Consider the following 14,076-nt stretch of genomic DNA (forward strand, 5'->3'; position numbering starts at 1 on the left):
GGGCCGTGGTGGTTAACAGGGGCCGTGGCAAATCGCGCGAAAGCGGAAACCGAGTACGTCTGCCAGGAGTGCGGTCACCGCCAGACCAAGTGGGACGGCAAGTGTCCGGCATGCGGCAAGTGGAACTCGCTCGCCGAAGAAGCCAGGCGCCGCGACGTCTCGCCGACGTCACGCAAGGCCGCCGCGATCCTGGGATCGGCGAGCTCCGCGGCGCTCGAACCGCTTGCCGGCGTCGAAGGAGATGCCGGCGGCGAGAGAACGCCAACTGGCATCGGCGAGCTCGACCGCGTTCTCGGCGGGGGTCTGGTCGCCGGCTCGGCCGTGCTCGTCGGCGGCGAGCCGGGTGTCGGCAAATCCACGCTCGCGATCCAGTTCGCATCGGGCCTTGCGGCGCGCGGCCGGCCGGTGCTGTACGTCAGCGGCGAGGAAGCGGCGCTGCAGGTTCGCCGGCGCGGAGAACGGCTCGGCCTTCCGCTCGCAAACATCCTCGTGCTCGCCGACATCGACGTCGACGCGATCCTCCGCGCAATGAAAGACGTGCGGCCGTCGGCGGTCATCGTCGACTCCGTGCAGACGATCCGCACGTCGCGCGTCGAGTCGGCTCCCGGATCGGTCTCGCAGCTTCGTGAAGCAACGGCCGAGCTGATCACCGGAGCGCGCACGCTGTCGTCGGCGCTGTGGCTGATCGGGCACGTGACCAAGGACGGCGCTGTCGCCGGGCCTCGGATCCTCGAGCACATGGTCGACTCGGTGCTCTACTTCGAAGGCGACCGCCACGGCGCGTTCCGCATCCTTCGTGCGGTCAAGAACAGGTTCGGACCGACCGGCGAGCTCGGCGTGTTCGAGATGCACGGCAACGGGCTGGTGGAAGTCGAAAATCCCTCGAGCGTATTCGTCGGCGCCACCGGAAGGGAGGCACCGGGCTCGGTCATCTCCGCGTGCATCGAAGGAAGCCGCCCTCTGCTGGTCGAGATCCAGTCGTTGGTGTCGCCGAGCCATCCAGGCTCCGCGCGGCGCACGACGGTCGGCGTCGATCACGCGCGCGTCGCGATGCTGGCGGCAGTCGTCGAGAAACATCTCGGCCTGTCGATGGCGAGCCAGGACGTGTTCGTCAACACCGCCGGCGGCGTGCGCATCGACGATCCGGGCGTCGATCTTGCGATTATCGCTGCGCTCGCGTCGAGTTATCTCGACAAGGCGCTTCCTGCTCGCACGCTGGTGCTCGGCGAGGTCGGGCTCACGGGGGAAGTACGCCCGGTCACGCAGGTTCGCGCCAGGCTGCGCGAGGCCGCACGGCTCGGGTTCGAGCGCGCGATCGTCGGCGGTGAGGAAAAAGCTCGGACCGCAGACCTCGGCCTGAAGATCCAGATGGTCGCCACGGTGGGCGAGGCGTGGGAAGCGCTTCGAGATCGCTGACCCTTCGGTTCGTCGTCCGACGCGCTACGTTTCTACGCTCCACTCATTCGCTCACGCTCAAGCGTTGGGCAGCAGCCTGCCGCAGCTTGAGGCACGTGACGGTGCTGCGCCTGCGCGGCGCGCGGCGACGTTAAACCCAAACACAGCAATTCCCTGGGATTCCGCACCTGATTGCCCTCGACGCGCACTCGGCATCGTTCCTGCTATCGCATGGTCGCGAAGACGTACGGTTGCCGGGAAATCGATTGCGCCCAGCGCGTCGCTACGCCGGTCGGGCAATTCCTGCCGCGTCAAAGGCAACCGTCTTCGTCGACGTTTTGTCCGAAGTTTTGGCGGAATCCACCGATGACGGTGATGGGTTGCGGTGGCATGACAGCTAGGAAGGCAGCGGTCATGTTGCGTCAGCGGCTTCATCGTTAGCCGGAACTGGTGGAGTGCGGCGCGCCGGCGGAATGGTCCCCTGCCGGCGCGCCGTCGCCGTTTCTACTCGCCCGCTTTCACTCGCCGGCGACACTCCCGCAACTGGTTCGTTCCACAGAGCTCCGTTCGACGGAGTCGAGCGCTCGCTCGCGCGACTGCCGAACTCCCGACGACCCTACTTACGTCGCATGAGCCCGGAGACGCGGCACGGCGAGGGTCGCGGTCGCGCGATCAAGCCGCTGCTCGGGATAACCCGCGCGTTCGATCAATGCGCCATTGACGCGACGGGAGGTTCGGCCGGTCGCTGCGGACCTTGGCCGGAGCCTACAAGTTAGGCGCTGCCTATCCAGTTGGCATTCTTCGAAGCGGCCGCCAGCGCCGCGCCGGTCGCGTGGTGGCCCGATGCGCATCGATGCCCGGACAGCCGGGGCCCGAATCGCGTGAAAACCCGCGTAGGTTCACGCCCGAAGCTGGCCCGTCCTGCGCAGACGCACGAGCCGGGCGCACGGATGGCAACGTCCTTGCATTAACGCCCCCGTCGAGATGCCGGACACGAGCTTCCGGCGGCACCATTCCTTGTGTCGGTCCGCCATCGGCGAACGGGCACTGGAGAGAACGGAGATAAACCGCGCACCAAACGGCGCGGGCGTCAGTATCAAACAAGGGGACTTTTCAATGAGGCAGCACATGCGAGTTTCGTTCTTCCGCGCGGCCAGGCGCGCCTTCGTAGCGGGCGTAGCCATGCCCGTTCTCATCACCGCAATTGCGGCCGCGGTCATGCCTGCGGTGGCGATCGCCGAAGACGCCAAGAGCGACCCGAGCATCGAGCAGCGCGTGGCCGACCTCGAGGCCTACATCAACAACACTGCCCGCGGGGCGGATGCGGCCGGCGCGACGGTCTCTTCGAAAGTTGCGTCCGCGGGCCCCGGTCACAACGGCTGGATGATGACCTCGGCGGCCCTCGTGCTGTTCATGACGCTGCCCGGCCTGGCCCTGTTCTACGGAGGACTGGTCCGCACCAAGAACGTGCTGTCGGTGCTCGCGCAGTGTTTCGGCATCGCCGGCCTCGTGACGATCATGTGGTGGGCATTCGGATACAGCATGGTCTTCGATACAGGCGGTCCGCTGCTCGGCGGCCTCAGTAAAATGTTCCTCGCAGGCGTCACCAGCGCCGTGAACACGAACTACGCATACTGGGTGTCCGAGAACGTGTTCGCGATGTATCAGATGATGTTCGCGATCATCACGCCGGCACTGATCATCGGCGCCATCGCCGAACGCATGAAGTTCTCGGCGATCATGCTGTTCGTCGCGCTGTGGATGGTCCTGATCTACTTCCCGCTTGCCCACATGGTCTGGGGCGTCAACGGGATGATGAACGGCGTCTGGAATGCGGACGCGACCATCAAGGCGATCGACTTCGCCGGCGGAACCGTCGTGCACATGTCGTCGGGCTGGTCGGCTCTGATCCTCTGCCTGATCCTCGGTCCCCGCATCGGCTTCGGCAAAGAGCCGATGACGCCGCACAGCATGGTATTCTGCATGGTCGGCACGGGCATGCTGTGGGTCGGCTGGTACGGCTTCAACGCGGGCAGCGCAGTCGCGGCCGACGGCGTCGCGGCCAATGCGTTCACGACGACGACGCTCGCAACTGCAGTCGCCTCCTTCGTCTGGGCGCTCGCCGAATACATCGAGAGAGGAAAGCCGAGCGTGCTCGGGTTCTGCTCGGGCGCGGTGGCGGGCCTCGTCGTCATCACGCCGGCATGCGGCTTCGTGACGCCCGGCTCGTCGGTGATCATCGGCATCCTGGCCGGCATCATCCCGTTCCTGGCCTGCACGAAGGTCAAGCACATGTTCGGCTACGACGACGCGCTCGATACCTTCGGCGTGCACGCGGTCGGCGGAACGCTCGGCGCGTTCGTGACCGGCATCTTTGCGACGCCGGACGTCAACTCGAACCTGTCGACGAACCTGTCGGCCATCGTCGGCCACACCCTGTGGCTCGAGCAGCTCAAGGCGATGGGCATCACGATCGTGATGGCGGTGGTCGGCACGGTGATCATTGCGAACATCGTCAAGGCGGTCGTCGGTCTCCGGCCGGCAGAAGAAGTCGAGCGCGAAGGCCTCGACATCACCGAGCACGGTGAAGTCGGCTACAACTACTGAGCAAGGGAGCGGATGCCGGGGGGCATCCGCAAAAAGGCCCGCCGGGAAACCGGCGGGCCTTTCTTTTGTGACCTCACCCGCGGGCGCGGAGAAGGGTCGAGATACGAGGCAGAACGCGGGGAAAGGGAGCGAGGCGTGGCGGAGCCACGTTGAGCGACCGGCCCGCGTTCGAACGAAGTAGATCGGCCCTTATCCGCGTCCGCGCTATTCGAGTGACGTGCCGGACTCGCCTAGCAGCGGCCGGACCTGCGCAAGATCATAGGTCGGCTGCTCGCGCTCCTTGAGCGAACGGATGAATTCCTTGAGCGCTTCCTGCTGGCGCGCCGTCTCCAGGGCCTTGACGCGTTCGTTCTTGACCGCATCGAACTCCTCACGGGCAGGCTCGGTGACGTTTTCGCGAACGAAAATGACGGCCTTGTTGCCGGCGACGAACGAACGCGGAAGCGGCTCGCCGTCCTTGGTCGCTCCGAACGCGACTTCCGACAGGCCCTGCACCGGGCCCAGGTCCTTGACGAAGTTTCCGGTCGCGCTCACGTCTTCGGCCGTCTTGACCTCGAGCTGGTTCTGCTCGGCGACCTGCGCGAGCGTCGAGCCGGATTTCACGGCGGCCAGCATCTCGTCGGCGTGCTTTCGTGCGATGTCGATCGCCTGCTGCGCGCGGTATTCGGCGGCAACCTGGTCGTGGATCTCGGCGAGCGACGGGATCTGGCTTTCCTTGCGCTCTTCGAGCGACAGCAGGTAGTAGTCGTTGCCCAGCTTGACCGGCTGCGAGACGTCGCCCGGATTGACGAGCTGGAATGCGGCCTGCACGAACGCGGGCGCCGGACCGATTCCCGGCACCACGTCGCCCTGCGAGAACATCCCGGTTTCCTCGAGCTTGACGCCGCGCTGGGTCGCGATCGCGTCGATCTTGGCGCCGTCCGAGATCTTCGCGGAGTCTTCGGCGGAATCATCGAACACGCGGTCGAGCGCTTTCTGCGTCGCGAGCGTCTTTCGGATCTTGTCCTTCACTTCCTCGAACGGCGCGACGCCGGCCGGCTTCTTCTCGTAGACCTGGATGATGTGGTAGCCGAAGTCGGTTTCGATGATGTCGCTGGTCTTGCCGACGTCGAGCGCGAACGCGGCCGCGTCGAACGCGGGGACCATGCGGCCGTGCGGGAACAGCCCGAGATCGCCGCCCTTGGCGGCGCTGCCGGGATCGTCGGACTCGGCCTTGGCAATTTCCTCGAAGCTTTCACCGTTGGCGAGCCGCTTCTGGATCGCTTCGATGGCGTCGCGCGCGGCCTTCTTGGAATTCTCGTCGCCTTCGGCCGCCACTTTCTTCAGGATGTGGCGTGCGCCGACCTGCTCGGGCTGCTCGAATTCCGAGTTCTTGTTGAGCTCGTAGTATTCGTTGAGGTCGACGTCGGAGATCTCGATCTTGTCAGTTACGTCGGCGACCTTGTAGGCGATGTAGCGAACCTTGACGCTCGGCGGCCGGCGGTAGCTTTCCTGCTTGCTGTCGTAGAACTTCTTGAGCGCTTCTTCGTCGACGGTCACGTCTTTTTCATACGGCGCCGAATCGACGGCGAGGTACGAGAGCGTCATCTTGCGCTTCTCGCGCTGGAAATCGCGCCACGCGTCCTCGTCGCTGACGTGCGCGCCGCGGCGCACGATGTCGGCGATCTGGGCTTCGAGCAGGTCCTGGCGCACCGTCTCCTCGAATGCGCCCGGCGTCATGCCCTGCGCGCGCAGCGTCTCGCGATAAAGGCCCGGCGAGAATGCGCCGTTGCTCTGGAACGACGGCACTTTCCTCAGCTGCTCGCGGATCGCATCCTCGGTCACCTTGAGGCCGAGGCGATCGGCTTCGACGCGCAGCACGGCGCCGTCGGTCAGCTGGTCGAGCGTCATCTTCGGGATGTTCATGGCCTTCAGCATCTGCTCGCCGCCGGCGCCTTTGAACTGTTCGCGGAAGTAGTTCTCGTTGCGGCGGTGCGCCATCTCGTACTCCGCGCGCGAGACCTCGACGCCGCCGACCTTGATCAGCGGCTGCGGCCCCTGGCCAAGCCGTCCCCCGCCTCCCATGAAGAAGATGAAGGTGAGGATGATCGCGCCAAGAGCGGCTTTGATGCCCCACGAGCGGGCGTTGCGACGCATGAAATCGAGCATGACGGGGGTGGACTCCGGAGATGAATTCTAAAGGCAGTTCGGACCGTCCGTTCGGCGCCGCAGAAGTGCGAGCCGTACGAAGAAGGAGCGGCCGCGGTCCGTGGACCGCGGCCGCCGGGTTCAGGCGGAAACGTTGTCGAGTGCTTGCGAGAGCTTGCTCTTCGGAACCGCGCCGATGATCTGGTCGGCGACTTTGCCGTCCTTGAAGACCAGCAGGTTCGGAATGCTGCGCACGCCGAACTGGCTCGCGTACGTCTGGTGGTCGTCGACGTTGATCTTCATGATCTTGACGCGGCCGTGATATTCGCCGGCGAGCTCCTCGAGCAGCGGCGCGATCGCGCGGCAGGGCCCGCACCACGGCGCCCAGAAATCCACGAGCACGGGCACGTTCGACTTGAGCACTTCCTGGTCGAACGTGGAGTCGGTCAGTTCCTTGATCTTGCCCATATGTTTACTCCCTTCTGCCGGCCGGTGGCGCCGATCGACTGGTGATGCTGCGGCCCGACGCGGACGAAACTGGTGCCGGAGGTCGGACTCGAACCGACACGGAGTTGCCTCCACCGGATTTTGAGTCCGGCGCGTCTGCCAATTTCACCACTCCGGCGGCGTTCAACCCGACTTCCTAATCACGGGGTGCCGCCGAGTCTATCGGACCGGCCCGGTCGGGTCACCCTGCCGACGGCCATCGTTTCAGCGCTCGCCCCCTTGAAAAGCGGCGCAAAAGCGCCGTCAGACCGAGTAGTGGACGGTCCGCGTGTGGAGATTGCTGTCCTTGAGCGGGCAGGTCCCGCACGGGTCGCCCATGAATCCGAACGCGAACTGGACGCCTTTCTGCGTGCTCGTGTGGCGGATCGGCTGCTCGTAGAAGATGTGGGTCTCGCCGAGTCGCTGGTCCAGCCCGGTGCGATCGAGCGCCTCCGCGAGGTCCTTGCGGACGCCGACCAGGATCACCTGCACGCCGCGTTTCTGGATGCGGGCCACGTGCTCGTCGAGCAGCCGCATGCAGACGGCGTCGGGGCTACGCACCCGCTTCATCCGCAGCACGATCGCGCGCGTGGTCGGCTGGATGCGGGCTTCGATCGTGTCCAGGTGATCCTCGAACGGCGTCGCCGAGCCGAAGAACATCTCGCCTTCGAGGCCGTAGATCTGGATGCGGCCGCACAGCACGTCATCCTCGAAGCGTTCGTGAATGACGCCCTCGGGCGTGACGACGAACTCGGTAAGCTGCATGTGGCCGGTGCGCGGCACCGTCAGCAGGAACGACAGGAACACGCCGATCAGCACGCAGAACTCGACGCTGACCGCGATCGCCGAGATCGCCGTGACCGCGACGATCACGGCGTCGAACCGGGACGCACGGATGTGATAGCGCAGCGACGTCCAGTCGATCATCTTCCAGGCCGTCAGCATCAGGATGCCGGCCATCGCGGCTTTCGGGATGAAGCGCGCGTACGGCGCGAACATCATCATGATCGCGGCGACCGCGATCGCCGAGATCACGCCTGACCACTGCGAGACCGCGCCGGCCTGGGTGTTGATTGCCGATCGCGTGAGCGAGCCGGAGCCGGGGAAGCACTGGAAGAAACTGCCGGTCAGGTTCGCGACGCCTTCGGACAGGCACTGCTGGTTGATGTCGAGCTTCTGCCTCGAGACGCTCGCGATCAGCTTGGCCATCGAGATCGCCTCGAGAAGACCGAGCGTGGCGAGCGCGAGCGCGCTCGATGCCAGCGGACGCAGATACGTCGTATCGAAGACCGGCAGGGCGAAGTGCGGCAGGTCGCCGGGGATTTCGCCGACGAGCTTTACGCCCTGCTTGTCGAGCTCGAGCCATGCGGCCGCCGCCGCCATCACGCAGACGGTCGTCAGCAGCTCCGGAAACAGCTTGAAGCCGAGCACAGTCTTCAGCGCGCGAAGCAGCAGCACGATCGCGATGGCGGCAAGCCCGCATTCCAGGGTCGCCATGTGGACCGGGCCGCCCTGCGTCATCGTCTCCCAGAATCGCGACAGAAACGCGGTGTGCGGATCGCCCATCGCCTTCATGCCAAGAAGATTCTTGAGCTGGTCGAGCACCAGCAGCACGCTCGCGCCGACCGTGAAGCCGACGATGACCGAGTGCGAAATGTAGCGCGTCAGGTCCCCGAGTTGCAGCAGCGTGATGCCGATCTGGATGGTGCCGACGAGCACCGACAGCATGACCGCGGCCTGCAGCCGCGCTTCGGGCGGCACCAGCGCGAGCGCGCTCAGCAGCGCGATCGAGATCGCGTTGGTCGGGCCGTTGATGAGCTGCCTCGACGAGTCGAACAGCGCGCCCGCAGCGGTCATCACGATCGCGGTGTAAAGGCCGTACTGCGGCGGAAGGCCGGCGACGATCGCGTACGCCATCGCCTGCGGCACGGCGACCGTGGCGACGGTCAGGCCGGCGAGAAGGTCGGCGCGAAAATCGTAAAGGCTGTAGTTGCGAAGCGAATCGAGCGCCGGGATGCGCTGATACAGAAGACCAAGGGCTCCTGAAGGTCTGGTAGTCGCCTGCATCGGGGTAGCCGGAGGTCGTTACTGCTTCTTCTTCGCGGCTTCCTGCTGGCGTGCAAGCTTCTTTTCGAGCTCGATCAGCGTCGGCTGCTCGATCGGCTTGTTCTTCGCCCGCAAGTCGATCTTGACGAGCGCGTCGGTGACGAGGCGATCGAGATCGCTTCCGGGGCGCGTGCCGCGAAGCGCAGCCAGCTTGTCCTTGACCTCGGGAGTCCCGGTCTCGCCGACGGCGTACACTGCGCGGCAGGCAAGGTCGTTGTCGTTGATGGTAGCGGCGTAGCTGACCAGCCGGTCACTGGTGGTCGGATCGTCGATGCGGCTGAGCGCCGTCAGCGTCCGGAGTTTTTCGTCGCGCCCGATATCGGTCAGGAACAGAAGCTGCATCAGCACCGGCGTCGCTTCGACGGCACGCAGCGCGCCGAGAAAATCGATTGCGCGAGTGCGAACGCGGTAATCTTCGTCGGACGTGGCTTCGATCAGAGGCTTGATCGCGTCATCCCCGCCTTTGGTTCCGAGCGAATCGACGGCGTCGAGCCGTGTGCGCGCGTCCGGATCGCTCAGGCGCTTCTTCCATTCCTCGACGTTCGCGCCTTTGGCGGTGCGATTGTAGCGCTCGACCGCCGGGTGCGAGCGTTCCTGCTCGCTTGCCTGCGCGCGGGCATACGAAGGCAGCAGCAGGATCGACGTCGACGCCGTCGCTGCGAGAACGAAGACAGCTCGAAGGCTTGGATGGTGCGGCCGGCTGAGGCTGATTTTGCGCAGCGCGGTGACGGTGCGGGAGAACGGAGCGGGCAAAGTCCACGGCATAGACCGGCGAGACTACGGCGGGGGTTCCCAAGCATCAACTGTCGTCGCCCGCGCAGTGGCTGTGCCGGTCCCACTGGTGAGCGCGGATTTTCCAGGATCCGCCATGGCCGCAGCCTTTCGGCCGTCTCATTTCTGGCCAGGCGCTCGATGGGGCGCAAAGGAGAAGCACGATGAGGACCAGAACGGCATCCGGCCCGACCAGCAGCAGAATTTCGAAAACGACAGCCCGCGACCGCCGCGGGACGCGCTCGAGCAAGACGCCCGCAGTTGCGAACAAACTGCCCGCCTTTGCGGATCCGAGCGTCTGCGAATCATGCGCGGCGGTCTACACGCGACGCACGTGGCGCCGCAATCGCCCGATCACGCGCGAGCTGCTCGAAGCCGCCGACTGGGTTCAGTGCCCCGCCTGCGAGCAGAAGAAGAACGGCATCGCGTACGGCCGGGTCGTGGCGAAGGGCAGCCTCGACGCGCGCCGGCTCGCGGCGATCGAGCGGCGCGTACACAACGTGGCGGAGCGCGCCGGGTTTACGCAGCCCGAGCGGACGATCGTGTCGATGGAGCGTACCGGGGACGGTCTCGAAGTGCTGACGACATCGCAGAAGCTCGCACACCGCATCGCAAGCGAGCTCGAGAAGGCCTTCGGCGGCCGCACGAAGTACGCATGGGCCGGCGACGACGGCTCGCTGTCCGCAACCTGGACTGCATAGAAATCGGGACAGACACCGATTTCGAGGAATCGGTGTCTGTCCCCGATTTTTCAGCCTCGCGAAGTCGCAGATGTTCCGGGCCTATGCGCGGGCGTCGAGAGTGGGTCAGATGCGAGGCGGATTCCGGCGTAGAGAGGGAGTCGTACTTCCCGTACGTCGACCGAACGAAGCCGGAATCCAACGAAGCAGATGGCCCGCTATCGGCGCCCGCCCGTCTTGAATCGCTATCGCCACAGGCGGCGCCATTGCCAGCTGCGCGCGCGGTAGAACAGGATTGGGTAGACGACCAGCTCCATCGCGAAGCTGACCAGCAGGCCGCCGATCATGGGAGCCGCCAGCCGGCGCATCACGTCGGCGCCGGTTCCGTGCGCCCACAGCAGCGGCACGAGCCCGATGAACGCGGTTCCGACGGTCATCGCTTTCGGACGGATGCGGCGCACGGCGCCGTCGTGGATCGCGGCCCAGAGGTCGTCCCGCGAGTGCATGCGGCCTTCGGCGGCGAAGCGGTCGAAGCTGTTCTCGAGATACAGCAGCATCACGAGACCGGTTTCGGCGTCGAGGCCCGCAAGCGCGATCATCCCGATCACGACCGCGAGCGAAAGGTTGTAGCCAAGCAGCCACAGCAGCCAGAACGCGCCGATCAGGCTGAACGGCACGGCCAGCATGACGATCGCAACGCGGGGCCAGCTCTGGGTCGAAGCGTATAGCAGCAGCACGATCGCGAACATGGTCAGCACGCCGGCGGCGACCAGACGCGGAATCGTCTTCTCCCAGAACTCAAACTGGCCGGACCATAGCAGCGTGTATCCGGGCGGCAGCACCACCTGCTGCGCGACGACGCGGCGCGCTTCGGCGATGTATCCTCCGAGATCGCGGCCGGCGATGTCCACGTAAACCCACGCGGTCGGCTGAGCGTTCTCGGACTTGATCATCGGTGGTCCGGCATGGATCTCGAGGCGCGCAAGCTGGCCGAGCGGCACCTGCGCGCCGCCCGGGGTCTGGACGAGCACCGCGCGCAGCGCAGGAAGATCGTCGCGCAGCTCGCGTGCGTAACGCACGTTGAGCGGATAGCGCTCGAGCCCCTCGACGGTCCACGTCACGTTCATTCCGCCGATTGCCGTCTCGACGACGTCCTGCACGTCGCCGGTCGTCAGCCCGTAGCGGCCCGCGGCGACGCGATCGATCTCGAAGTCGAGATAGTAGCCGCCGAACGTGCGCTCGGGATACGCGCTGATCGTGCCGTCGATGGTTCGCACCGCGTTCGCGATGCGTTCGGACAACTCGCCGAGAACGGCAAGATCGGGTCCGAGCACCTTGATGCCGACCGGAGTCTTGATGCCGGTTGCGAGCATGTTGAGCCGGTTCTCGATCGGAAACGGCCACGCGTTGGCGACGCCGGGAAGAGAGACAGTCGAGTTGAGGCCCGGATGCATCGTGCCGTCGGCGTCCTGCCAGCCGAACTTGAGCTCGTCGGTGCGGATCGGCCTTTCGATCGGCCAGAAGTATGCGAGCGGGCTTCGCAGCAGCGACGGCCAGTCGGAGAAGAACCGCGACAGCGTGCGCGTTCGCCATTTCGACGGATCGGTCTCGAGCTGCACGACCGTCTCGATCATCGACAGCGGAGCCGGATCGGTTGCCGTATCGGCACGGCCGATCTTGCCGTGCACCGAGCGCACCTCGGGGAACGTGCGGATCAACTTGTTGGTCTGCTGCAGGAGCTCCTTGCTCTTGGTGATGCTGATGCTCGGATCGGTCGTCGGCATGTACAGGAGGTCGCCTTCGTCGAGCGGCGGCATGAACTCGCTGCCGAGATGCATCGCCGGATACGCGGTCGACAGCATCGCGAGCACCGCGAGCACCAGCACGAGGCGGTGATGGCGCATCGCGCCGCGGAAGACCGGATCGTACAGGCCCTGCAGCACGCGGCTGATCGGGCTGTGCTGCTCGTGGATGATCCGCTGCGGGATCAGCAGCATCCCGGCCAGCACGGCCCACGCGATCGCCAGCCAGTGGCGGATTCCTGCGACGGCATCGATGTGCGCAGCGATTCCGTAGATGGCGGCGGCCGGCACCAGCATCGCAGCGGCAGTGATCAGCGTGTTGCGCCGGCGTCCCCACTCGATCGGCAGCACGCGCGCGGTGATCAGGTAGATCATCAGCACCGGCACGATCGTCACCGCAAGGAACGATGCGGACGCCATCGCGAGCGTCTTGGTCAGCGCCAGCGGCCGGAACAGGCGGCCGGCCTCTCCGCCGAGCACGAACACCGGAAGGAAGCTGACGGTGATGATCGCGAGCGAGAAGAACAGCGTCGGGCCGACTTCCTGCGCGGCTTCGAGGATCATCTCGGCGCGCGGGCGCGGCACGGCGGCAATTCCCGCTGCGGCCGCTGCGTGCAGGCGCTCCTCCTCGCGATCGAGATGCTTGTGGGCGTTCTCGACCATGACGATCGATGCATCGACCATCACGCCGATCGCGATCGCGATGCCGCCGAGCGACATGATGTTCGCGTTGATGCCGGCCAGATGCATCACCAGCAGCGCGACCAGCACGCCCGACGGAACCACGAAGACCGCGACCAGCTCACTGCGCGCATGCAGCAGGAACGCAATGCAGACCAGCCCGACGACGAGGATTTCTTCGATCAGCGTGTCGCGCAGCGTCTCGATCGAACGCTCGATCAGCGACGAGCGGTCGTACGTCGTGCGCAGGAAGACCCCGGGCGGCAGCCCGCCTTCGAGCTCAAACAGCTTCGCTTTCGCGTCGCGGATCACCTTGTAGGCATTCTCGCCGAAGCGGGCGATGACGACGCCGCCGACGGCTTCGCCGGTTCCGTTGTATTCGCCGACGCCGCGCCGCGATTCGCCGCCGATTTCGACCGTTGCGACGTCGCCGAGAAGAATCGGCGTGCCGCGCTCGCCGACGCCGACCGGAACTTTGGCGATGTCTTCGGTGCCGCGAAGGTATCCGCGCGAACGCACCATGTACTCGTGCTCGGCCATCTCGACGACCGATCCGCCGACGTCGTTGTTCGAACGGCGCAGCGCTTCGGAGATCTGGCCGACGGCGAGGCCGAACGCCTGCAGGCGAAGCGGATCGAGCACGACCTGGTACTGGCGCACGAAGCCGCCGATCGGCGCGACCTCCGAGACGCCTTCGACCGCGGTCAGCGGAAAACGCAGGTACCAGTCCTGAAGACTGCGAAGCCCGGCAAGATCGAGGTTCGACGAAACCAGCAGCTTGCCGCCGAGCGGGCAGCTGCCCGGCTTTTCGAAGCCGCGCACGCGCTCGAGAAGCTTGCGCCGATCCGGCGGCGCATCGTCGACGCTCGCGTACCAGTTCGCGTCCGCCCTTTTCGATGAATCGGCCGCGTCACCTCCACCGTGCGCAGCACCTGCATCGCGCCAGATCCCGGCCGGATGGTCGGCGCAGTACCAGCCCGGATAGATCACGTACTGGTAGACCCAGCCGACGCCGGTCGCGTCCGGCCCGAGCTTTGGCTCGACGCCTTTCGGCAACCGGTCGCGAACGAAGTTCAGGTACTCGAGGACGCGGCTTCGCGCCCAGTAGATGTCGGTGCCGTCTTCGAACAGCACGTAGACGAACGACTGCTCGAACATGCTGTAGCCGCGCACGACGGTCGAGCCCGGCACCGACAGCATCGCCGTCGTCAGCGGATACGTGACCTGGTTGTTGACGACTTCCGGATTCTGTCCCGGATACTCGGTGACGACGATGACCTGCACGTCGGACAGGTCGGGAATCGCGTCGAGACCGATCCGGAACATGCTCCAGACGCCGAGGCTGACGACCATGGCCGTCAGCAGCAGCACGAGCAGCCGGTTGCGCACGCAAAGGGCGATGAGGCGAGAGATCATCGAAT

8 protein-coding genes and 1 tRNA gene are annotated in these 14,076 nt (G+C 65.7%); 3 read left to right on the top strand and 6 right to left on the bottom strand.

Annotated features, from left to right (window positions below):
- Positions 1-24 precede the first annotated feature (24 nt).
- Both radA and VN634_15470 read left to right on the top strand, forming a co-directional pair.
- A complete protein-coding gene (gene radA, locus VN634_15465) occupies positions 25-1,416 on the top strand; it encodes a DNA repair protein RadA (GenBank protein HXC52282.1) in 1,392 nt (463 codons plus the stop codon).
- Between the two features lie 1,107 nt (positions 1,417-2,523).
- A complete protein-coding gene (locus VN634_15470) occupies positions 2,524-4,002 on the top strand; it encodes an ammonium transporter (protein ID HXC52283.1) in 1,479 nt (492 codons plus the stop codon).
- Positions 4,003-4,206: 204 nt separating this feature from the next.
- Here VN634_15470 and VN634_15475 read toward each other — a convergent pair whose 3' ends face one another.
- The 5 genes from VN634_15475 to VN634_15495 form a co-directional block, all read right to left on the bottom strand.
- The gene (locus VN634_15475; protein HXC52284.1) at positions 4,207-6,150 is read right to left on the bottom strand and encodes a SurA N-terminal domain-containing protein; all 1,944 of its coding nucleotides are present in this window, start codon (positions 6,148-6,150) and stop codon (positions 4,207-4,209) included.
- Positions 6,151-6,270: 120 nt separating this feature from the next.
- A complete protein-coding gene (trxA, locus tag VN634_15480; GenBank protein ID HXC52285.1) occupies positions 6,271-6,597 on the bottom strand; it encodes a thioredoxin in 327 nt (108 codons plus the stop codon).
- A 70-nt stretch (positions 6,598-6,667) separates the two neighbouring features.
- A tRNA-Leu gene (locus VN634_15485) sits at positions 6,668-6,754 on the bottom strand.
- A 125-nt stretch (positions 6,755-6,879) separates the two neighbouring features.
- Positions 6,880-8,682 (bottom strand): SulP family inorganic anion transporter, encoded by a 1,803-nt coding sequence (locus tag VN634_15490; protein HXC52286.1) that lies wholly within the window; start codon positions 8,680-8,682, stop codon positions 6,880-6,882.
- Positions 8,683-8,700: 18 nt separating this feature from the next.
- Entirely contained in the window at positions 8,701-9,486 is a 786-nt protein-coding gene (locus VN634_15495) for a HEAT repeat domain-containing protein (GenBank protein HXC52287.1), read from the bottom strand.
- Positions 9,487-9,656: 170 nt separating this feature from the next.
- Here VN634_15495 and VN634_15500 point away from each other — a divergent pair, with 170 nt between their 5' ends.
- A complete protein-coding gene (locus VN634_15500) occupies positions 9,657-10,193 on the top strand; it encodes an NMD3-related protein (GenBank protein HXC52288.1) in 537 nt (178 codons plus the stop codon).
- Between the two features lie 224 nt (positions 10,194-10,417).
- On the opposite strand, the gene VN634_15505 is transcribed toward VN634_15500, so the two are convergent.
- The gene (locus VN634_15505; GenBank protein ID HXC52289.1) at positions 10,418-14,071 is read right to left on the bottom strand and encodes an efflux RND transporter permease subunit; all 3,654 of its coding nucleotides are present in this window, start codon (positions 14,069-14,071) and stop codon (positions 10,418-10,420) included.
- Positions 14,072-14,076 lie beyond the last annotated feature (5 nt).

The sequence above is a fragment of the Candidatus Limnocylindrales bacterium genome (assembly GCA_035571835.1).
Classification (GTDB): domain Bacteria; phylum Desulfobacterota; class Binatia; order UBA1149; family CAITLU01; genus DATNBU01.